Origin of the sequence: Aequorivita sinensis, from assembly GCF_006346335.1 — a bacterium.
Taxonomy (GTDB): domain Bacteria; phylum Bacteroidota; class Bacteroidia; order Flavobacteriales; family Flavobacteriaceae; genus Aequorivita; species Aequorivita sinensis.
Map to the genome: position 1 here is coordinate 14,588 of NZ_VDMC01000014.1, position 22,786 is coordinate 37,373.

The following is a 22,786-nucleotide window of genomic DNA, read 5'->3' on the forward strand; positions in this document are numbered from 1 at the left end:
CAGTATTTACAGATCAAAAATACATATATTTATTGAATGAATTTTTTAGCACATATATATCTCTCCGGAGATGACGACGAAATTACAATTGGCAATTTTATTGCAGATGGCATAAAAGGAAAGCGTTACCTTAAATACCCCCCTAAAATTGCAAAAGGTATTTTATTGCATCGCGAGATCGATTCCTTTACCGATTCTCACCCCACTGTTCATAAAAGCACCAAGAGACTTCACAAAAACTACAGCCATTATAGTGGCGTAATTGTAGATATACTTTACGACCATTATCTTGCAAAAAATTGGAAAAAATATTCCGATCAACCTTTGGATGAATATGTTGAAGAATTTTATGAGTTGCTTCGTAATAACTTCACCATACTTCCCGCTAGAATTCAGCGAATGATGCCGTATATGATAGCTGATAACTGGTTGCTGAGCTACGCTACTGTTGAAGGTATAGGAAAGATACTAGCCCAAATGAATGTACGCACTAAAGGAGTTGCAAAAATGAACTTAGCAGTAGTGGAACTCGAAGAATATTACGAAGAATTTGAATCTGAATTTACCTCATTTTTTGATGAATTAATAATTCATGCTAACCAAAAACTTATCGAATTATGAAACATTACTCATTAATTTTAATTGTTTTATTACTATTTGCCTGCAAAGAAAAAGTTACCACCCAAAACAGCTACGAAAAACCAAAAACCGAAAGCAAAGAAACTGTAGTAGCTGATAGTGCAATGGTAGTTTCAGCTAGAGAAGAAGCTTCTCGCATTGGCACAGAAATCCTAAAAATGGGCGGAAATGCTTTTGATGCTATGATTGCTACCGAAATGGCATTAGCTATTTGTTTCCCCTATGCTGGTAATTTAGGTGGCGGTGGGTTTATGGTTTACCGCAGCGAATACGGTGAAATAGGGTCTTTAGACTATCGTGAAAAAGCTCCTATTGCCGCTACAAAAAACATGTATTTAGACGAAGAAGGAAACTTTATACCCGAAAAAAGCTCTGTTGGAGCGCTTGCTGTGGGCGTGCCTGGTACAGTAGCAGGAATGTTTGCAGTACATGAAAAGTTGGGAAGTTTACCAATGGAAGTAATTTTAAAACCTGTTATCGACCTTGCTAAAAACGGATATATTATTACCGAACAACAGGCAGAAAGGTTGGAACATTACAAAACCATATTTGAAGAAGTTAGCGGTGAAAAAAATCTTTTTACTGAAACATATAAGAAAGGTGACACACTTAAAAACGCAGCTTTAGCAAACACCTTAACGTTAATTGCGCAAAATGGACGTTCTGAGTTTTATGAAGGAGAAACAGCTAAAAAATTAGTTTCCTTTTTAAATGAAAAAGGAGGAATTATAACGCTAGAAGATCTGGCAGCCTACGAATCACAGTGGCGTGAGCCAATTGTTTTTAACTATAAAGATTTAAAAGTGATTTCGATGGCACCTCCATCCAGCGGTGGAATTTGTTTATCACAAATTTTAAAAATGGTTGAACCCTTTCCTCTTTCTAACTATGGGCACAACAGTGCAAAATACATTCAGGTGCTAGCTGAAGCCGAACGTCGTGCGTATGCCGACAGAAGTTTTTACCTTGGTGATCCCGACTTTGTAGAAATTCCAACAGATTCACTTCTCAATGACGCCTATTTATCACAGCGAATGCAAAGTTTTTCTTTTGATGCTGCTACGCCTTCTTCAGAAGTAAAACCAGGAGTAATTATGGGGTATGAAAGTACAGAAACCACACATTATTCTATTGTAGACTCCTTTGGAAATGCAGTTTCGGCTACTACAACATTAAATTCAGCTTATGGTTCTAAACTTTATGCTAGTGAACTAGGCTTTTTCCTAAACAATGAAATGGACGATTTTAGTGCAAAACCAGGAGCACCTAATGTGTACGGACTCGTAGGAGGCGAAGCTAATGCTATAGCCCCTCAAAAACGAATGTTAAGCTCTATGACACCAACAATTGTTGAAAAAAATGGTGAACTATTTATGGTAGTTGGTACGCCTGGAGGTTCTACAATTATCACTTCGGTAGCACAAACAATTTTAAATGTTTATGAGTTTAATATGAATATGCAAGAAGCCGTTGATGCCCCTCGTTTCCATCATCAATGGTTACCAGATGCTGTTAGATATGAATTTGAAAGATTCCCTCGTGAAATCATTGAGGAGTTAAAACAAAAAGGATATCCTGAAAACCTCGAAACTGATCCAATTATTGGAAAAGTTGATGCAATTTTAAGATTAGAAAACGGCAAATTACAAGGCGGTGCAGACCACCGTGGAGATGATGCAGCGATTGGGTTTTAAATTATGAGTTATTTGTTAATGGTGAATAGCGAATTAGCCGCATCTATTATTTAAATAGTCTGTTTTCCAGAGGCTTTAAACATCCATTGTTACCATTGACCGCTTTAATTACTTTTAAAACACTGAGTTTCTTTATTAGGTTTTAATTTAAATTGATAACGCAAAAAGTCTTGACTCTTGTTTCCTTTTTAATCCTGCTTCTAAGATGGTTTTTTAATCATTAGTGTCCGACTAAAATAATAAGAAACTCTGCAGTGTCAAAAATTACAAGTGATTCAAACATTTTTACCAAATGACCGCTTGCTATTAAATTTGGCATTGAAATTTATAAATTAATAAGTATGTTTAATCAACTTTTTCTAATTTTCAACCTATTAAGGAGTGAGTCTTACGTCTTATATCTTTCAGCGCAGCGGTCTTACATCCTAGTCGGACACGACTAATTTTTAATCTTTATTCTTTCTTATAGGAAATAACCTCAATTCTCTACAACAAACCTCTATTCAACTCGTTTGGATTTTTTCTTTTTCTTAATATAAAACTTCTTGTATCTAAAGTAAGACACCGCACTTAATACTACTGCAAATAAAGTAATCCACCATACAAACGTTGGTGTTGCAGGTGCATCACCACTAGCGTAAGAGTGAAGACCACTTAAGTAGAAGTTTACTCCGAAATACGTCATCATAATTGAAGCGTATGAAAACAACGCCAACATGTTGAATGTCCATTTTCCGCGTAATCCTGGTACTAACCTAGCGTGGATTACGAAAGCATAAACCATAATACTAATAAGTGCCCAAGTTTCTTTTGGATCCCAGCCCCAGTATCTACCCCAGCTTTCGTTAGCCCACTGTCCACCTAAAAAGTTTCCGATGGTAAGTAGAACCAATCCAACAGTTAGCGCTAACTCCGTCACTACTGTAAGCTCGGTAATGTTTAATTCCATTCGCTTAAAATTTTTCTTGGTAGTGAAAATCATAAGGAACATAGAAACTACTGCTAGCATCATTCCGAGTGTAAATGGACCATAACTCATTACGATTACTGCTACGTGAATCATTAACCAATAACTGTCAAGTACCGGTTGTAGGTTTGCAATAGAAGGGTCTAACCAACTCTGGTGTGCAACCCATAGAATAATTGCACCCGCAAACGATGTAGCTGCTACGGTTAAATCACTTCGGTTTCCAAAAGAAAGTCCAAAGAAAATTGTTGCCCATGCTACATAAATCACAGACTCATAAGCATCACTCCAAGGTGCATGTCCACTCACATACCAGCGTAAAGCAAGCCCTAGCGTCATTGCTATAAATAAAACCCACATAATAACTTTTGTAGATCTTATTAAAACTCTAAGCACTTTTCGATCTTTTATAAGCTGAGCTACAATGAATACAATCATTATAATTCCAAATACTGCGAAGTATTTGTACAAGCGATTGAAAATATCAACTTTATTGTAAAAAGTTTCTGCTCTCAGTTTATTTTCAGAAGGCATTATATCTGCGCTGTATTTTTTCTGAAAATTGGTAATACTCTCTAATAATTCATCAGATTTGGAGTAATCACCATTTTCACGTGCTTTTTTAAGGCTATCAAAATACAACGGAAGTATGTTTTTAGCATACAACGAGTCCATTCCTGTTAGGTTGGCTTCATTCAATTCTGGGTATGAAACCCATTTCTTACTCTCATCATTTGGAATTGGAAAGATTTTTAAAATCCCTCCACTTAAGGCTGAGTTTAAAAGCGAAAAATTTTCGTGAGCTTTTATAAAATCCTTTTGGTATTGGTTAGGAGTATTAGTGCTTGTTGCAGCCGCTAAAAATGGTTCTAACTTGTAATTTCCTTTGTCGTCAAAAAGATCTAATAGCGAAATATTTTTTTGATCTTCAGAAACTCCAGCTACGTGACGGATACTATCGTTTCCGCGTTTAAGCGCAATTAAAGGCACTTCAACCCAAAGTCTAGGAAATTCCGTCATCGAAATAAACACCTGGTTAGCATCCAATCCTTGATAGTGGTCGCTTCGGCTTATTTTTCTTAATAATTCACTTGAGAAAGTGTTGATAGGCTTCATTCGCCCATTGTCCTGAATAATCAAGTGTCCAAATTCGGCTGCGTGTTCTTTACTTACAGCATTAGCAACGATTAACGAATCTATCTTTGCTTTATCAACAGGTTTATGCGTTGAGTGCTCACTGTGTTGTGCCATACCACTAAAAGAAAGTAGTAGCACCAAAACAGTAATCATGTTTTTCTTCTTCTTTTTAATTTTAGTAAGCGTTTTTTCAAGCTTACCAAAACGACTGTGTTTAGTAAAAAGAATTGCCATTAACCCAACGTATAGTAAGAAGTAACCGATGTATGTAATCCAAGTTCCCCACCAGTCGTGGTTTACAGAAAGAATTGTTCCTCCTTCATCAGGATCGAATCCAGATTGGAAAAAACGGTAACCTTCATGGTCTAGTACGTTATTCATAAAGATATCGGCGTCAAAATGTGTTTTATCCTCATTGATAACAGTAACCTTACTCATAAATGAAGAATATCCTTTTTCAGTTCCAGGATATTTTTCAGCAATAAAATCGTTTAGTGTTATAGAAAATGGAAGTTCAATGCTTTCAGAGCCGTAAGACATATAAACTTTTAAGCCATCGATATGCACTTCGTTTGGATTTGGCGAAGTTCCTCTTCCTCCAAGTAGCTCTACTGTTTTGGTTTCATTAACAGTAGAAACTTCAAGAATAAGTGCATCTTGGTTGCTAGGTTCGTCAGCAGGAGCTTTAACCATTCCAAATTCACCTTTAGTAATTGGATCAGGAATTACAAATGATGTTCCTGCCATACGGTAAAGCGATCGCATATTAAACGGTTGAACGCTGTCGGCTACAACCTCCCCTTCCATTTGGTCTGCCATTCGCATAAAGTTTCCGGCAAATGGACTAGAAATTGTGTGATTTCCATCTTCAGAAAAAGTAATATTTATCGCCCCATCAGTAGGTTTATTAATAGCAAAAAGAATGTTGTGAATATTAGAAACATCACCCACTTTAGCCCAGTGTTCGTGACGTTCTCCATCTCCAGACTCAACTATCTTTATATATTCTTCGCCATCTTCAGTTTCTCTTAAATCTTGCTTAGCGCCTTTGATGAAATTCTTATACCTGATTGTAACATCCTTGCCGTTATAATCAGTGTTTATTGTGAAGTTGTTATTTAACTTTTCAGAAAGACGAAGTTTTTTTGGTTTTACTTTACGGCGTTGCGCTACACCATTAACCATATAATCTCCATCGATAAATACGTCTAGGTAGGTTTCTTCAGAAAGAATAGAATTTTCTGTCTGGCCTTCACGAATATGCATCACCCCTTCAAAGCCGATATATCTTGTTACAGCAGCTCCAACTATAACTAAAATTAGAGAAACGTGAAGCAATAAAGTAGCCCACATTTTAGGTTTATGAAGATTATATCTGAAAATATTTCCTACGAAGTTTATGGCAAACAATACCATAATAGCTTCAAACCACCAGGCATTGTAAATAAGCTCACGAGTATATGGTGTTGGCGGACTTTGGGAGTCTGCATCCATAAATGTACCCGCTGCCATTGCAATGGCGTAAACGATAAATAAAACTGCTGTTAATTTGGTAGAGAAAAGGACGGAAGCAATCTTTTTTTGCATTTCGATAAATTTTGCTGCAAAAATAAGTAATTGCGTTCATTTAATCTATTAAAAACACATAGTACTTACACTGCTAAAACACACGTTTATTTAATGTTATAAATACTTGAATTTAATTCAATGTTTTCGTTAAACACATTGATTTTTACCTATTAAACTCAGTAATTATTGAAGTTAATTATTTCGAGAATTGAATATGTTTAAATTCAGAAATGTCCCCATATTTCTAGCTCTATTTTTGGCTATTTCGGCTGTTTCGCCTTCAAAAAGTTCATTTATGGTTTCGTGCCATAGATTAATCCACGTTCCAAAATGAAGTTCGTTGATTGTACCGCCCACTTTCTTATCAACTTCAACGTGAGCATGCATTGGGTTTCCGAAGTATTTTCGTTGAAAGAAAAGATTGGTCTCCCAAAAATCTGTAAGTAGTTCCAGATGTGAAGGCCAATCCTTTATAATTCCATTGAAAATAGGTCCGAGAAGTTCGTTTTTCCTGACTTTCGAATAAAAAGTATTTACAAGTATGGATACATCTTCCCGAGATTCAATTTTCTTTTTCATTGTTTTTACAGCAAAGTTATCAAAATCAGCAATATGTTCACAACCATACTTACTGTTAATAGCCAAAAGGCGAATTTTTTATTTGTGCCCGCCAAAAGTGCTGCGTTATAGCCCATACAAAGGGAGACCACAATAGTAAGTTCTATTCCCGACAACAAACTTGTACCTTGAGCCAAAATTGCCATCGCCGCGATAGAACCCACGCAACTATTTAGAATGATGGTTAAGGGAATATACATATAATAGTCCTTTGAAAATTCGTGCTGCATTTCTTTTATAGATAGATGTCTCATAATATTAGGGTTTTGTATAATTTGGAGTAAATTTACAAAGCGAACCAAGCCTTATTTTATGAGGCAAATCATAAAGAGATGATTCCTGAAGAATTATTATTAGATTATGAAGCAACACTAGAAAACATTGCCGCTTCAGAGATTATTTTAAACGAAAATACTCGTGCAGATTTCTATTTTCAGATAAAAACTGGAGAAGTGAAAATGTTTAATGTAAACGATGACGGGAAGGAATTTGTTCAAGGATTTTTTTACAATGGTGAAAGCTTTGCAGAGCCCCCTTTATTTGCAGATTTTAAGTATCCCGCTTCAGCGGCAGCAGTAAAACAAACAGAGTATTACAAACTGTCGAAAACAAAATTGTTTGAATTACTCACCCACAATCCTGAAATCAATTTAAAATTCACCAAAGCTTTAGCTAAACGGCTGTACTATAAAGCCACAATTTTAAAAGAAATATCTGTTCACTCTCCAGAACATCGCATTTTGACGTTGATAGATTTTCTAAAAAAGAAATATGGAAGCGAGGAATTATTTCAAGTAGAACTCACTCGACAGCAAATTGCAGATTTAACGGGTCAACGCGTTGAAACCGTAATTCGAGCCATCAAGCAACTTGAACAAGATGGTGAAGTGAAAATTATCAGGCATAAAGTGTATAGGTGAGACTAGAGACTAGAAACTAGAAACTAGAAACTTAAAATTTATTATTCAACTTTTTATGGAGAGTATAATTAATCATAAAATTAATTTTGAAATTTATAAAAAGGCTAACTTCGCGTTATGATAAATGTGATTCTTTTAGGCTTTGGCAACGTAAACAGCCACTTATTCAAAGCTTTTAAAAACAGCAGTCAAGCAACTGTAAAACAAGTTTTTAACAGAAGTAAAATCGACTTAGATTCTTCTTCTCAATCAATTTCATTTACTGATAAAATTTCGGAAATTGAAGAAGCCGATGTCTATATTATTGGAATTCCAGACGATGCTATTTCATCTTTCTCTGAAACCTTGGTCCTTCGAAATAAATTGGTTGTACACACTTCAGGCGGTGCAGCTATGAATGTACTTTCTAAAAACAACAGACGTGGAATTTTTTATCCACTACAAACCTTTTCGAAACAACGAGAAGTTAGTTCTAAGAATATCCCAATATGTATAGAAGCCGAAAACGCTTCAGATTTGGAAATACTTCAAAAGTTGGGAGAAACCATTTCTGAAAATGTTACAGAAATTTCTTCCGAGGAAAGGGCTAAACTACATTTAGCAGCAGTTTTTGTAAATAATTTTACCAATTACCTATATCATATAGGTGGTGATATATTAAATAAGGAAAAACTTCCATTTGATTTGCTTAAGCCTTTAATTCAGGAAACAGCATTAAAAATTGAAACCCTATCCCCAAAAGAGGCACAAACAGGTCCAGCAAAACGAAATGACGTTAAAACCATTGAAAAACACTTAAATTTGTTGGATGACAGTAACTATAGAAAAGTTTACGAACTTTTTACTGATGCCTTAAAGAATAATTTTAAATAAGAAACAGAGTATTCATAGAAAAATAAGAAAATGAGTTATAAAGAATATTTAAAAAACATAAACACTTTTATTTTTGACGTAGATGGTGTTCTTACCGACGGAAGCATCCAAGTTAACACCCAAGGTGAAATGTTTCGCACAATGAATGTGAAAGATGGCTACGCACTTAAAACTGCTGTAGACAAGGGTTTTAATGTATGTGTTATTTCTGGTGGATCTAATGAAGGCGTGAGAGTTAGACTTCAAAATCTAGGAATAAAAGATGTTTTTCTTGGAGCTCATAATAAAACTGAAATTTTAGAAAACTACTTAAAAACTCATAATTTAAAGAAAGATAACATTCTCTATATGGGTGACGATTTACCGGATTATGAAGTAATGCAAGAAGTTGGTTTGCCTTCATGCCCACAAGATGCAGTACCGGAAATAAAAAACATCTCTAAATACGTTTCACATAAAAACGGTGGAAAAGGATGCGTTCGAGATGTTATTGAGCAAGTGCTAAAAGTACACGGAAAATGGCTAGTGACTGAAAAAGTTAGTGCTAAATACGATTAATTTAAGTTGAAGATTGACACCTAAAAAAATTGCTGAATTTAAAATCTAACTCTTGAATTACCTTAAGCTAGTTCGTTACCAAAACCTGTTTTTTATCGCCTTGGTGCAAATACTTATTAGGTATGGGCTTTTTATACCTTTTGAAGTTGATATTACACTAAGTGATTTCAATTTTGCTTTGCTTGTAATAGCAACACTTTGCATTGCTGCAGCCGGAAATATCATCAATGATATTTATGATGTTGAAATTGATAGAATCAACAAGCCACAGAAAGTTTTAATCGGTAAAAAGATTTCGGAACAAACCGCGAACAACCTATTTATCGCCCTAAATGTTATAGGTGTAGGAATAGGGTTTTATCTTTCTAACAGCATCGGTAAACCAGGTTTTGCTGCGCTTTTCATTGTTTTCTCTGCCTTGCTTTATTTGTATTCTTCTTATTTAAAAGGAATTATTCTTATAGGAAATTTAGTAGTCTCCTTTTTAGTTGCAATGAGTCTTATGGTGGTAACGCTTTTTGATTTGTTACCTGCAATTACAATCGAAAACAAAGAAATACAATCGGCGGTTTTTAAAGTTGTCTTTTACTTTTCATTTTTTGCGCTAGCACTTAATTTTATTCGTGAGATAGTTAAGGATTTACAAGATATAAACGGTGATAAAAAAGGAGGTATTAACACCCTGCCAATTGCTATTGGTAGAAAAAGAACAAGTAGAATTGTTTTTGTATTAGCGGCCTTGATGGTTTTCGGGATTATTTATTATATGTACGAATACCTTTATAATTATCAAATTTTATCACTTTACTTCCTTTTTGCAATTGTAGGTCCCCTACTCTTTTTCTGTGTTAAGATTTGGGACGCAAAAACAGTAAAACATTACGCATTACTTTCTAAAGTATTAAAAGTTGTAATGTTTTTGGGAATTTGCTCAATTCCGCTTTTTCAATATGTAGTTTTGGAGTAAACAATTTAAATTTTGAATTAGTGGTCTTAACATCATCTACATCTATAAAACCACAACACAGAGAAACCTTGAATTAAAAATGCTAAAAGAAAAATTAAAAAACTACAATATCATCCTTGCTTCAGGCTCGCCACGAAGACAAGCTTTTTTTAAAGATTTGAATGTAGATTATTCCATTCAAGTAAAAGAGGTTGATGAAAAATACAATTCAGATTTAAATCGAGAAGAGATCACAGATTTCCTCTCTCAGCTTAAAGCATCTGCATTTAAATCACTTGAAACAAACGATATTTTAATTACTAGCGACACTATTGTTTGGAAGGAAAACAGTGCTCTTGGCAAACCAAAAGATAGTCGAGAAGCCAAAGAAATGCTTAAAAGCTTAAGCGGCAAATTTCACGAGGTTATAACATCGGTTTGTTTTACATCCAAAGAGTTTCAAATAACGGTAAACGACACTACAAAGGTTTGGTTTAAAACGCTCACTGAAGAGGAAATTGACTATTATATTAAAACTTACAAACCCTTTGACAAAGCGGGAAGCTATGGAATTCAGGAATGGATTGGATATATAGGAATCGAGAAAATTGAAGGTTGCTATTTTAATGTAATGGGATTACCTACCCGCCTTGTTTATAAAACGTTAACCGAGATTGCCGAGCGCTGATTTTTTGCTATTTTTACGTAAAACCTTCGCCCATGTATCTCTTCAGACTTCTTGCAGTACTTTTCCTATCTCTATTTTTATTTAGTTGTAATTCTTCCGAAGAAAAAAAAGAATTCTCTGAAAATAAAAAAAAGAACACTAAGGAAAAAGATGTTACCTACAGAAACGTTTCGCAAGAGTTTAAAGATTATTGGTACAGCGGAAAGGCAGAAATTACTTCGTACAATTTATCACAAGAACGCTACGGTGAAATTAGAAAAGGGAAAGCGGTAAACATTTTTGTTTCAGAAAATTTCTTACCCAAGGAACAAGTAAAAGCAGATAACGTTTCCAAAGAAAATATTTCAGTATTAAAATTAAATCAAACTAAGAACTTCAATACTGGTATTTATCCTTATTCTGTAATGACAAGCACATTTAGTCCTATTTCCATCCAAGAAAATGCAATAAAGATCAGTAATAGTGTGCAGGAATGGTGTGGGCATGTTTATATGCAACTCAATAATAGAAATGAGTACGAAATTAAAAGCCACTCTTACTTTGCTGATGAAGGCGATAAAAACTTTAGTTTACCCAAAACTTGGTTAGAAAATGAGCTTTGGAACCTCATCCGTATCAATCCAGAAGAATTACCTACGGGTAATATAATGCTAATCCCTTCATTTGAATACTTGAGATTTTATCATAAAGAAGTAAAAGCCTACAAGGCTACAGCAAGTTTAAAGCAAGGAGATTCTATTTCAATTTACACCTTAAATTATCCTGATTTACAAAGAGAATTAACGCTATTTTTTCAAAGTAATTTTCCATATGAAATTGAAAAATGGGAAGAGGTAAATGCTCAAAAAACTAATGACACTAGTCATCTTAAAACAACTGCCATAAAATCTAAGCGTTTACAAAGCGCTTATTGGAAAGAAAACAAAAATGAGTTTTTGCACCTTCGCGATTCATTGGGATTGAAAACATACTAATATGATAAACCTTAAAGAAATATACCCAGAGCTATTAGAATCTATCATTTTAATAGCTGTACTGATCTTGATAAGAATAATTTTAAAAAGAACGGTTAGAAATTTCACCGATAAAATTGAACGTTTGGAGCACCGCACAGGACTTATCATGAAGCACATAGATTACTCTGTATATTGCTTAGGTGCTTTAGGGTTTTTTATTATTTGGGGACTTGATTTTGAAAACTTAGGATTAGTAATGTCGTCGGTTTTTGCCGTTATCGGGATTGCGTTTTTTGCTCAATGGTCTATACTTAGCAATATTACAAGTGGGGTGATTATGTTTTTTACTTTCCCATATAAAATCGGGGATTATATAAAAATTCACGATAAGGAAGCCCCTTGCGAAGGAACAATTGAGGATATTAAAACGTTTCATATTATCCTACATACCCCAGATAATGAAATTATTACCTACCCAAATAGTATGATGCTTCAGAAAGGTGTGAGTATTATTCGCCCAGAAGAAATTCAAGAGCACTTACAAAATCTCGAGAAAAATAAGGAAGAGTTGCCTCCCATATAGTTTTCTCAAATAGGTATCTTTGAAAAATTATCGAATAAAACAGTACTATTTTTATGCAAAAAACATCGATTTATAGCTTTCTGCTTTTATTATTTACACTAGCTGCTACTGCTCAAGCCCCGAAAAAACCAACCGCATCCGAAATATATCACAACCTCCAAAAACTAAATTTTGTAGGGTCGGCATTATATATTGCTGCACACCCCGATGATGAAAACACAAGGCTTATTTCGTATTTGGTAAATGATGTTCACGCAAATACTGCCTATCTTTCAATAACAAGAGGTGATGGCGGGCAAAATCTAATAGGCCCAGAGCTTAGGGAATTACTTGGCGTTATTCGTACGCAAGAACTTCTTGAAGCTCGTAAAACTGATGGCGGACAGCAATTTTTTACTCGCGCCAATGACTTTGGGTATAGCAAGAATCCAGATGAGACATTTGAGTTTTGGAAAAAAGAGGATGTTTTAAGCGATGTAGTAATGACCATCCGAAAGTTTAAACCAGACATTATTGTAAACCGTTTCGACCATCGTAGCCCTGGTAGCACACACGGACATCACACAGCTTCGGCCATGCTGAGTTTAGAAAGTTTCGATTTGGCAAATGATGCAACAAAATTCCCTGAATCTGCAAAAGAACACGGAGTATGGAAACCTCAACGTTTGTTTTTTAATACATCGTATTGGTTTTATGGAAGTAAAGAAAAATTTGAAAAAGCAGATAAATCAGATCACGTAAAAGTAGAAATTGGTAATTACTTTCCTTCTCTCGGATTATCCAATGGTGAAATAGCCTCGTTGAGTAGAAGTATGCACAAATCGCAAGGATTCGGAAGTACGGGCTCTCGCGGTTCTGAAACTGAATATTTGGAAATTCTTAAAGGTTCAAAGCCTTCAGATAACAATCTTTTTGAAGGAATAAACACTAATTGGTCGAGACTTGAAGGAGGAAATGAAATTGCTGCTATACTAAAGCCTTTAGAAAAAAACTTCAACTTTGAAAATCCTTCACAAATGCTTCCGCAATTATTGGAAGCCTATCCACTTGTGTCAAACCTAAAAGATAAGCATTGGAAAGCAATAAAATTAGCACAACTAAAGCAACTCATTTTAGATTGTGGTGGAATTTTCTTGGAAGCAGTTTCCGAAGAAAACACAATCAATCCTAACGACAACTTTAATGTAACAGTTGAAGCAGTTAATCGAGGAGGAAATAATGTGGCGTTAAAATCGATTAAAAATGCTAATGGAAAAGTACTTTGGAATACTACCGAATCGCTTCCATTTAACAACAAAAAAAATATTGAACTTACCCTTCATTCAGAAAAAAACACCCCACCTTACTCCTCACCCTATTGGTTAAATGAAAAAGGAACAGTGGGCATGTATGCTGCACCAAAGAAATTAATTGGCCTTGGAGAAACCCCTGTATTTGAACAGTTAATTTTTGAACTTCAATTTGGAAATACTGTAATTCCATTTACTAAGGATATCATATATAAATTCAACGACCCCGTAAAAGGAGAAGTGTATTGTCCTCTTGAAATTCTACCAAAGGTTACCGCTTCAATTCCTGAGAAGGTTTTAATTTTCGCAGATAATAGTTCAAGAAATGTTTCGGTAATTGTTAGAGCTGGAAAAGATAATATTTCAGGGAATGTAAGTTTAAAACATCCTGAAGGCTGGAAAATTGAACCAAGTAAGCAAAACTTTGAGCTGAGCCGAAAAGGTGAAACAAAAGCTTTTAGTTTTAAAGTTACTCCACCAAATAATCAAAGTGAAGGGTATTTACAAACAATTATAAATGCTGAAAATGAAACTTTTAATAGGGAGTTAGTGCTTATCGATTATGACCATATTCCTTATCAAAGTGTACTATTACCTTCGGAAGCAAAGGTTGCGAAAATTGATATTCAAAAGAAAGGACAGAGTATTGGATATATAAACGGAGCTGGCGATGCAATTCCAGAAAGCCTGAAGCAAATTGGGTATTCAGTTACAACTATAAATCCTTCAAACATTTCAGAACAATCATTAAAAGATTTTGATGCAATTGTAGTTGGAATACGCGCTTATAACGTAGTTTCAGAATTAGCTTTTGCACAACCTATTTTGAACAAATACGTTAAAAACGGTGGAACAATGATTGTACAATACAACACAAGCCACGCCTTGGTTACTCAAGATCTTGCACCTTACTCCTTAAAACTTTCAAGAGACAGAGTTACTGATGAGTTTTCTGATGTAAAGTTTCTATCACCAAAACACCCAGTAATGAACAGCCCAAACAAAATCACTCAAGCAGATTTTGAAGGTTGGGTACAAGAACGCGGTTTGTATTTCCCTGATGAATGGGCAAAAGAATTTACACCAATTCTGGGTATGAAAGATAGTGGGGAAGCTCAAACAAAAGGCTCACTCTTGGTTGCCAAATATGGCAAAGGACACTATATTTATACAGGTTTAAGTTTTTTCAGAGAACTTCCTGCAGGTGTTCCAGGAGCTTTTAGATTGTTTGCTAATATGTTATCAATAGGAAAGTAATTTATAAAATTATGAATGAGGAAAAACAAAAATTTGTTTGGAATAGAAGTTTTACAATAGTACTTCTTTTGAATGCTGTATACATCTATTTGTTTTATTTACTAATGCAAAACTTCGCCTAAATGCAGCAGATAGATTGGATTGTTTTAATCGGAACCCTAGTATTTATCGTGCTTTATGGCACATGGAAATCGCGCCAGCAAAAAGATACGGGTGATTATTTAAAAGGTGGAAACAACGCTCATTGGTGGACAATAGGGTTAAGTGTAATGGCTACACAAGCCAGTGCGATTACTTTTCTTTCTACTCCAGGTCAAGCTTTTCACGACGGGATGGGCTTTGTGCAATTCTATTTTGGATTGCCAATAGCTATGGTAATTATTTGCTTAGTATTTATTCCTATTTATCACAAGCTCAACGTTTATACAGCCTACGAATACCTTGAAAGTCGTTTCGACAAAAAAACTCGAACTTTAACGGCAATTCTGTTTTTGATACAACGAGGTTTGGCGTGTGGAATTACTATTTTTGCCCCTTCTATTATTCTTTCCGCTGTTCTTGGATGGAACCTTATTTACTTAAATGTTATAATTGGAGTATTAGTTATAATCTATACGGTAAGTGGTGGAACCAAGGCCGTAAGTGTTACTCAAAAGCAACAAATGGCTGTGATTTTCTTCGGAATGCTGATTGCTTTTCTTCTAATCCTAAACTACCTTCCACTAGACATTACATTTACCAAAGCATTAGAAATTGCAGGTACCAACGGAAAAATGGACATTCTTGATTTTTCATTCGATTTTGATAATCGTTACACATTTTGGAGTGGAATTATTGGAGGTTCCTTTTTAGCCCTCTCCTACTTTGGTACAGATCAAAGTCAGGTGCAGCGATATCTTTCTGGAAAAAGTGTTAAGCAAAGCCAAATGGGCCTAATTATGAATGGGATGCTAAAGGTACCAATGCAGTTTTTTATTCTGCTTGTAGGTATAATGGTTTTTGTGTTTTATCAATTCAATAGCTCTCCCCTTCACTTTAATCCCTCCGCAGTTAAAGATGTAAAACAATCGAAGTATTCAAATGAATACACTGCTTTAGAGGCGGAAAAAAGTGCGCTTGATTTACAATTAAACTCAGCTCAATTAAATTATGCAAAAGCAGATACAGATGCTGAAAAACAAAGCATCGCACAAAAGATAAAAGACTTAAACAAGAGTGAACAAAAACTTCGCGATCAATCGGTATCACTTATAAAGAAAGCAAATCCTAATGCTGAAACTAACGATAAGGATTACGTTTTCATACATTTTATTTTAACAAACCTTCCACGCGGACTTATTGGTTTATTGCTTGCTGTAATTTTAAGTGCGGCAATGTCATCGACTGCTTCAGAGCTGAATGCTTTAGGAAGTACAACTACTATAGACCTTTACAAAAGAAATGTACCAGGGAAACGTGAAAAGCACTACGTTGCAGCTTCGCGAGGCTTTACGCTTCTTTGGGGAGTAATTGCTATTGGTGTAGCCTGTACAGCCAATTTGTTTGACAACCTTATTCAGTTGGTAAATATTATCGGATCTATTTTCTATGGAAACGTCTTAGGAATATTCCTACTAGCCTTCTTCATAAAATATGTGCGTAGCAAAGCAGTTTTCATTGCAGCGCTAATTACTCAAATAATAATAATCTACTTCTGGTATATCGATTTGATGCCTTATTTATGGCTTAACTTAGTTGGGTGTGTTATTGTAATGACTATTGCTGTAATTCTTCAAACTGTGTTGCCGAACAATAAAAAAGAAGAAGAAATAGCTGGATAGTAGTTCTCATTCTAAATTTTGAAATTGTGATAAATACGAGATTGGCTTATAAGCAGGACATTGAAGGCGTTCTTTTACTTCAAGAGAAATATTTATATCGCAATTTAAGTGAAGACGAACGGAAACAAGGTTTTGTAACAACTCCATTTACAACTTCTCAATTGGAAGAAATAATCAGTCTTAACGGATTATTTATCGCAGAAAATGAAACTAACGAAGTTGTAGCTTATGCTTTCGCTGGAAGTTGGAAGTATTTTGAGCAATGGGATATTTTCAAGCTAATGATTGCCCGATTGCCTCAACTTTCATTCAATGAAAACAAAATCACCACCGAAAACACTTTCCAATACGGACCTATCTGTATTGATAAAAAATACAGAGGAACTGGCTTACTCAATCAGCTCTTTGAAGAGATGAGAATAGAGTTTTATAAGAAGTATCCTATCTCTATTACCTTTATTAATAAAGTGAATATAATTTCAATAAAAGCACACACTAAAAAATTAGGCTGGTTAATTATAGATGAGTTTGAATTCAACAACAACACTTATATCAGTTTAGCTTTTAATATGAAGAATTCGGTGTTATTACAATAATCGGCTATTAGGTGTTTTATATTTCCAAACTCATTCAATAAAAAAGCTGCCCTTTAACTCGGGCAGCTTAAATTAATAAAAGCATTTAAATAGAAATTACTCCTTCACAACTTTAAAGTTCTCGGTAATTCCGTTTTCAAAAGTAATCTTGAAAATATAAGTTCCAGCCGTAAGCTCGGAAACATTTACTTTACTATTTGAAATCTTATGATTGCTTAACACCTCTTGCCCTAGTAGGTTAAAAGCTGAGATAGTCTCAATATTTTCTTTAGAATTTAATTTTAATTCATCCCCCATTGGATTAGGGTAATAAGTAAATTTTACATTTGAGAAATCATTAACTCCAACGGTTCCACCTATATTCAGGGTATAGTCTTCAGCTTGTCCATAAGCGTAATTCACGCAAGGGTCTAATGGTGAAATATCAAAATTCTTTACTACTCGTAACAGATATTCCCCTTCTTCCAAACTATTAGGCAAAGTAATTGTTGCAGTTGCTTGCTGTCCATCTGTCCCCGTAGATCCATTAATAGAACCGATCTCAAAAGCTTCAAACGTACTCCACTCCTCTCCTGTTCCAGCTGTATTTATAAAAACAGTAAAAAAGTTATCGTAAGGTCCTTCAGTATTTCCTTCTAGTGCAACATCGATTGAAGCTCCTACTTCAGCATTAATTACTGTGCTAGTAAAATCTTCTAATGGCACAGTACTGGTTGCAGACGATGTATTATCGACATCGGCCATTACAACTCTAGTAATTGGCTCTACCCAACCATTAATATCAAACATACACTCGAATGGTGGTGGGGTAGCAACCTCGCAGTGCAATTTAAAAACTCCTTGCGCTCCATCTGTACTTTCAATCCATGGACCTCCAGCTCTACCGTGTATTGGTTTCCCTAAAGTTCCTTAGGTATTAACCTCCCAATAAACCTCAATGCTGCTATTTTGACCTACTGGTTCCATCCAATATTTAGCTCCCGAAGCACCTCCTTCAAAAGTTAAATCAACTTCTACCATAACTGTATAAACACTATAGGCGTTAAATGCAAATCCTATAGGCACTTGTGCATATGGCTCAAGACCAGTAATTGTTTCCAAAACTGTACTACCAGGAGAACCATTGTCATCGTTATAAAATGTTAAGTCTAAAGTATTGATAGGTTGGAGCGTTATTATATTTAACTCTACAGAACGGATATTTAAAGTGCTGTTTGGAGCAACGTCAAAGTCGTCTGCATGCCTAATAATTTCTGCACCTGCTATTTCTTTTCCATTCTCAAAATTATTGCTGTCATCCCCTTGTCCACAGTCTAGAATTACCGTTTTGTTTGAGTCTAAAGAATTATCTAGAGCCTGCCCATAACCATTATACGAAATAGACAATAAAAAAGCTAAAAATAAAATTAATGATTGTTTTTTCAGTAGTTTAATATTCATTGTTTAGGTTTTATTGTTAATATATTACCAAATATATTCATTATATATACGTGGAACAATTGGAATATTTAGAAATAATAAGAAAGGAATTATATAGGATAATTTAATATTTAAAAAAAAAAAAAAGCTGCCCTACATAGGGCAGCTTTATAAAATACATTTTAAAAAGTATTTCCTACTTCTTTAAAACTTTAAAGTTTTCAACTACTCCGTCTTCAAAAGTAACACGGAATAAGAAAGTACCTGTAGAAAGTGAAGAAACATCCACTTTACCAGCTGCAAAGTTTACATTGTTCATCACAACTTGTCCTAATAAGTTATACACTGAAATAGATTCAATGTTTTTATTTGAAGTAATGTTTAACTCATTTTCCATTGGGTTAGGGAAGTATGTGAAATTAGAACTTGTGTAGTCATTAATTCCTGCTACACCATCAACAGTAACTGTATAATCTTCAGTTTCACCGTATCCTTGATCCTCATCACAAGACATATCCCAAGTAGCATCTGTATCTGGAACTGCTGCCACACGAACTCTCATTCTGTAGTTTCCATCTACAGCATCTGCAGGAATAGCAATATTCTCGGTTAGGGTTTCTCCGCTTCCTGTTCCAATGTAAAAGAATTCATTTTCATCAAAACTTCCACTGTTATCAAAATCAATCCAAACTGAAGCCGATTCAACATCCCATCCATCACCAACAGTTACAGAAATTGGATAAGTACCACCAGCCTCAACTGTTGCAGCCATTGAAGTGTAATCGCCATATCCGCCAGCACTACAGTCTGTAGTATTATCTATCTCTTGGAAAGTTACGTTTACAATATTATCACCATCACTACAATCCAATGTAGGAATACAATAAAGCGAAGTCTCTATTGTGGTAAACGTTGCAATTTCAGAATATGCTGTTTCAGACGATAAAGTACAAGTAACCTCTAATCTCCACTCAACAGTAACTCCACTAACTGAAGGTGCAGTTGCTAAATATGTAGCGAAAGTATCAGATGCAGCTCCTTCATTTACCCATCCAGCGCCGTCAGTATTAGATTGCCATTGGTATTCCAATCCGGTTCCAGTTGTAAATCCAGCAGCAGCAACAGTGTATTCAGTATCAACCTCACCCTCTTCTGGAGTAACCGTTGCGATACCAGCTTCAGGTGTTCCTGAACAATCTACGGTACTAGCTTCTTCAACTTCTAATGAGAAATCTAAAGCTTGTCCATAACCTGATTCAATTCCCATTCCGAATGGATCAAATTGAATACCACAAGGAGTAACAATTGCGTCGGAAAGATCGTCAAAATAAGTTTTTGTAATTCTAACTCTTGTAGCTCCAACTACAGCATCTGAAGGAACTAAAATGTCCATACTCACTGAAATTCCATCGTCACCAGTCGAGTTTTGTAAAGTTCCCAATTCATAAATTTCACCTGAATCGTCTAATATATCATTTTGATTCCAGTCTATAAATGCAACAATATTGGTTTCAAAGTCACCATAAGTATTACCTTCTACACTAAGTGTATAAGTTTCACCTGCTGTAACATTCACAACAATATCAGTTTTATCTACTAACACAGAGGTTGTATCTTCGTTTGTAATAGTTGTTCCTGCAAATTCAACTTTAGTAATTTCTTCAACAATTACATCAGCAGCATCTTCAATTTCGCAATAAGGGCTTGGGAATGGCGCAGCACCAACAACGTTTACCGTATAATCTTCTACTTGACCATATGTATTTGTTCCACATGGGCTTGAAGAAGGAGTATTAAAGTTTTTTCTGATACGCATGCGAGTTTCACCTTCAACCGCATCACTAGGAACAACAATATCATTAACTGCTTGTTGTCCATCTGTTCCATCCGAATTTACAATTGAACCTATTTCTACAAATTCGCTTGTTTCAAACTCACCATTTTGGTTCCAGTCAATCCACACAGAAAAATAATTTGTGAAATTTCCACCTGTATTACCTTCGGCTGCAAAACTATATGTTCCACCAGCTTCAACTTGTGCTACAATAGCAGTAAAATCTTCATATCCTTCAGTACTAGACACTGGCGAATCGTTATCGATTCCTGCAAAAACAACTTTAGAAATTGCTTCAACTGTGCTACTATTAGCGCCACAGTATGAAATTTCTGTTGAGAAAGTCGATACATCAGAGTAAGAAGTTTCTCCAGATGCAGTACAAGTTACTTCTAATCTCCATTCTGTAATATCTCCTACCTCACTAGACGCTGTTGCAGAAAAATCTTCATAAAAAGCAGATGCTGTACCGTGATCCTCCCAACCTGCGTTGTTTGTATTAGACTGCCATAAGTACGTCATTTCACCGGCAACTGTATAGTTTTGCGCTGATACAGTATACGTAGAACCTGGGTTTCCAGATGTTGGATCTACAGATGCAACCCCTCCATCAGGTGTTCCTGTACAAGCAGTTAGACCTGTTACTATAAACTTATAGTCTTCAAATTCACCATAAGTGAAGCCTGTTACACATGGGTCAGTATCGCCAGATGAACTTAACCAATGGCTTACAACTCTCATTCTAGTTTCACCTTCTAAGGCATTAGCAGGTACGCTAATAGTTCCTGAATGGCTTGTATCGTATGATGATGATGTGTATGCTACTTCGTTAGCTATATCAAAAACTCCATCTTGATTCCAATCAACCCAAATTCTAAATCCAGCAGTTTCGTCTTCAATATCTACAGAAAAATCAACTGAACCACCTGCAGTTTGTGATAAGGTATGAGTATCAAAAAAATCGCCATAACCGTCAGTTGAAAATCCACTGCCTAGGTTTGAAATATTGTCAACTCCATTTGTAGTTGAAAAATTATCGATAAATCGATCAGAGTTTGTTCCTTCTGGAACACAGTATTGGGCATTCATTGTTTGGGTCATAGCGAATGAAATCATCAACGCTAATAAAATTGACCCTTTTTTAAGTAATTTGTTCTTCATTATATTGGTTTAATTATTAAAATTTCACCAAATATGTCATTAATATATCAGAATCCAAAATGAAGACTTTAGGATTTACGGGCTAATTAAGGGCTTTTGAAGAGTTTTAAAAGATTAAATAGTCCGGTTTTTCTATTTGATAATTGCGATAATGAACAAACAATCAAATTATTAGACCATTAAATTTGTATAAAAAATTTCATGTCATTTTTAAAAATGAAATTTTTAAATAAAAAATAAAAAATTAGTAAACTACGATAGAAAACCTAAATTTTTTATGAAAGTGATAATGATTAAAAAAAAACCGGCTCCAAATTGGAGCCGGTAATAAAAGTGGTATCAATTGTTTACTAGATTAATCGTCAAGTAAGTCAATTTTATCTTTTATATGTTCTTTCATTGCTTCGGCAATATCGCGGTTTCCATCTTCATCGTTAGGGCTAATTTCAATAATCCCATCACCATTTCCATCAACTGCGTTGGAAAGATCTACACCTGTGGTAGCATCAAAAACACTATTTAAGTCGAAATTAATAACAACACTATTCTGATCGTTTGATATAACAGTATTAGTTTCTCCTTCGTCGAACTCTACTTCTAGTTCTTCTTCAAAATCGTGCCAGAATACAAATGGAACACCGTCTATAGTTCCTTCCATTTTTATACTCTGCTCATAAATTTCGCTATCTGGATTTTCGTTTTTATCAAATTCGAATTCAATTTCTTCAAGACGACCATTAGGTGCATCTACTACAGTAATTACCACTGGAGTTGGGGATAACAAATCCAGCTCAAAAGGACCTTTTAATTCAATCTCTTCTTCACTATTATAGAAGTTGTCATCGCCGATGATATCGTCGTACTCCAACTCAATTTCTTCTAAATTAATTAAGAACTTAGACAGTTCAACTACTGGACCATCCAAAACAGTGTTTTTACCTGCGTTTGGAGAATAGTTAGCTGAAGCGTAAATACCTAGCTTTCCATTTCCATCTTCAACAGACAATGAATCGTCATCGTCTGAACACGCTGTAAATGCGCCCGCTAAAGCAATGGCGAATAAAGGTTTTTTAAAATTTTTAATCAAATTCATAAGTTTAGGTTTTAGAATTAGTTTGACTTATAACATCTAGAACGGCCTATATTTTGAAATGATATATATAATGCCCTAAATTATTCTTAAATTAGTACTAAGCATGTGTTAATAGCTATAAAGACTTTCCAAACTCAAACCTTCATTAGCTCAGAGTATCAATGCATTA

At 35.0% G+C, this 22,786-nt stretch carries 19 protein-coding genes; 12 read left to right on the forward strand and 7 right to left on the reverse strand.

Features of this window, described 5'->3' with window-relative positions; translation table 11 throughout:
• Nucleotides 1–36 precede the first annotated feature (36 nt).
• The gene (locus FHP04_RS12060; protein ID WP_139856388.1) at nt 37–621 is read left to right on the forward strand and encodes an acyl carrier protein phosphodiesterase; all 585 of its coding nucleotides are present in this window, start codon (nt 37–39) and stop codon (nt 619–621) included.
• Nucleotides 618–2,333 (forward strand): gamma-glutamyltransferase, encoded by a 1,716-nt coding sequence (gene ggt, locus FHP04_RS12065; protein WP_139856389.1) that lies wholly within the window; start codon nt 618–620, stop codon nt 2,331–2,333. Before FHP04_RS12060 ends, ggt begins: the two co-directional genes overlap by 4 nt.
• Before the next feature lie 499 nt (nt 2,334–2,832).
• Here ggt and ccsA read toward each other — a convergent pair whose 3' ends face one another.
• The 3 genes from ccsA to FHP04_RS12080 all read right to left on the reverse strand — a co-directional run bounded on the left by ccsA (nt 2,833) and on the right by FHP04_RS12080 (nt 6,878).
• Nucleotides 2,833–6,024: a cytochrome c biogenesis protein CcsA gene (gene ccsA / locus FHP04_RS12070; RefSeq protein ID WP_139856390.1), complete on the reverse strand. Its 3,192-nt coding sequence runs from the start codon at nt 6,022–6,024 to the stop codon at nt 2,833–2,835.
• A gap of 174 nt (nt 6,025–6,198) precedes the next feature.
• Nucleotides 6,199–6,585 carry a group III truncated hemoglobin gene (locus tag FHP04_RS12075; protein ID WP_139856391.1) on the reverse strand — a complete coding sequence of 129 codons (387 nt, stop codon included), beginning with the start codon at nt 6,583–6,585 and terminating at the stop codon, nt 6,199–6,201.
• Nucleotides 6,586–6,590: 5 nt separating this feature from the next.
• Nucleotides 6,591–6,878: a hypothetical protein gene (locus tag FHP04_RS12080; RefSeq protein ID WP_237608678.1), complete on the reverse strand. Its 288-nt coding sequence runs from the start codon at nt 6,876–6,878 to the stop codon at nt 6,591–6,593.
• 78 nt (nt 6,879–6,956) lie between these two features.
• On the opposite strand from FHP04_RS12080, the gene FHP04_RS12085 reads away from it, so the two are divergent.
• The 10 genes from FHP04_RS12085 to FHP04_RS12130 all read left to right on the forward strand — a co-directional run bounded on the left by FHP04_RS12085 (nt 6,957) and on the right by FHP04_RS12130 (nt 17,110).
• Entirely contained in the window at nt 6,957–7,544 is a 588-nt protein-coding gene (locus FHP04_RS12085; protein ID WP_139856392.1) for a Crp/Fnr family transcriptional regulator, read from the forward strand.
• 117 nt (nt 7,545–7,661) lie between these two features.
• Complete coding sequence (locus FHP04_RS12090; RefSeq protein WP_139856393.1) at nt 7,662–8,417, forward strand: Rossmann-like and DUF2520 domain-containing protein; 756 nt, start codon at nt 7,662–7,664, stop codon at nt 8,415–8,417.
• Between the two features lie 30 nt (nt 8,418–8,447).
• The gene (locus FHP04_RS12095) at nt 8,448–8,975 is read left to right on the forward strand and encodes a KdsC family phosphatase (protein WP_139856394.1); all 528 of its coding nucleotides are present in this window, start codon (nt 8,448–8,450) and stop codon (nt 8,973–8,975) included.
• A 52-nt stretch (nt 8,976–9,027) separates the two neighbouring features.
• Nucleotides 9,028–9,942: a geranylgeranylglycerol-phosphate geranylgeranyltransferase gene (locus tag FHP04_RS12100; protein WP_139856395.1), complete on the forward strand. Its 915-nt coding sequence runs from the start codon at nt 9,028–9,030 to the stop codon at nt 9,940–9,942.
• A 79-nt stretch (nt 9,943–10,021) separates the two neighbouring features.
• Nucleotides 10,022–10,609 carry a Maf-like protein gene (locus FHP04_RS12105; protein ID WP_139856396.1) on the forward strand — a complete coding sequence of 196 codons (588 nt, stop codon included), beginning with the start codon at nt 10,022–10,024 and terminating at the stop codon, nt 10,607–10,609.
• 32 nt (nt 10,610–10,641) lie between these two features.
• A complete protein-coding gene (locus tag FHP04_RS12110; RefSeq protein ID WP_139856397.1) occupies nt 10,642–11,583 on the forward strand; it encodes a septum formation inhibitor Maf in 942 nt (313 codons plus the stop codon).
• 1 nt (nt 11,584) lies between these two features.
• Nucleotides 11,585–12,148 (forward strand): mechanosensitive ion channel domain-containing protein, encoded by a 564-nt coding sequence (locus FHP04_RS12115; RefSeq protein ID WP_139856398.1) that lies wholly within the window; start codon nt 11,585–11,587, stop codon nt 12,146–12,148.
• A 53-nt stretch (nt 12,149–12,201) separates the two neighbouring features.
• Nucleotides 12,202–14,694 carry a PIG-L family deacetylase gene (locus tag FHP04_RS12120; RefSeq protein WP_139856399.1) on the forward strand — a complete coding sequence of 831 codons (2,493 nt, stop codon included), beginning with the start codon at nt 12,202–12,204 and terminating at the stop codon, nt 14,692–14,694.
• A 122-nt stretch (nt 14,695–14,816) separates the two neighbouring features.
• A complete protein-coding gene (locus FHP04_RS12125) occupies nt 14,817–16,514 on the forward strand; it encodes a sodium:solute symporter (protein WP_139856400.1) in 1,698 nt (565 codons plus the stop codon).
• Between the two features lie 26 nt (nt 16,515–16,540).
• Nucleotides 16,541–17,110, forward strand: coding sequence for a GNAT family acetyltransferase (locus FHP04_RS12130; protein WP_139856401.1), 570 nt, complete (start codon nt 16,541–16,543; stop codon nt 17,108–17,110).
• A 96-nt stretch (nt 17,111–17,206) separates the two neighbouring features.
• On the opposite strand, the gene FHP04_RS12135 is transcribed toward FHP04_RS12130, so the two are convergent.
• From FHP04_RS12135 to FHP04_RS12150, 4 genes are all read right to left on the reverse strand, one after another.
• Nucleotides 17,207–17,899, reverse strand: a complete 693-nt coding sequence (locus FHP04_RS12135; RefSeq protein WP_139856402.1) for a T9SS type A sorting domain-containing protein — start codon at nt 17,897–17,899, stop codon at nt 17,207–17,209.
• 120 nt (nt 17,900–18,019) lie between these two features.
• Nucleotides 18,020–18,550, reverse strand: a complete 531-nt coding sequence (locus FHP04_RS12140) for a hypothetical protein (RefSeq protein WP_139856403.1) — start codon at nt 18,548–18,550, stop codon at nt 18,020–18,022.
• 175 nt (nt 18,551–18,725) lie between these two features.
• Nucleotides 18,726–21,524 carry a GEVED domain-containing protein gene (locus FHP04_RS12145; protein WP_139856404.1) on the reverse strand — a complete coding sequence of 933 codons (2,799 nt, stop codon included), beginning with the start codon at nt 21,522–21,524 and terminating at the stop codon, nt 18,726–18,728.
• Nucleotides 21,525–21,879: 355 nt separating this feature from the next.
• Nucleotides 21,880–22,617, reverse strand: coding sequence for a hypothetical protein (locus FHP04_RS12150; RefSeq protein ID WP_139856405.1), 738 nt, complete (start codon nt 22,615–22,617; stop codon nt 21,880–21,882).
• Nucleotides 22,618–22,786: the final 169 nt, after the last annotated feature.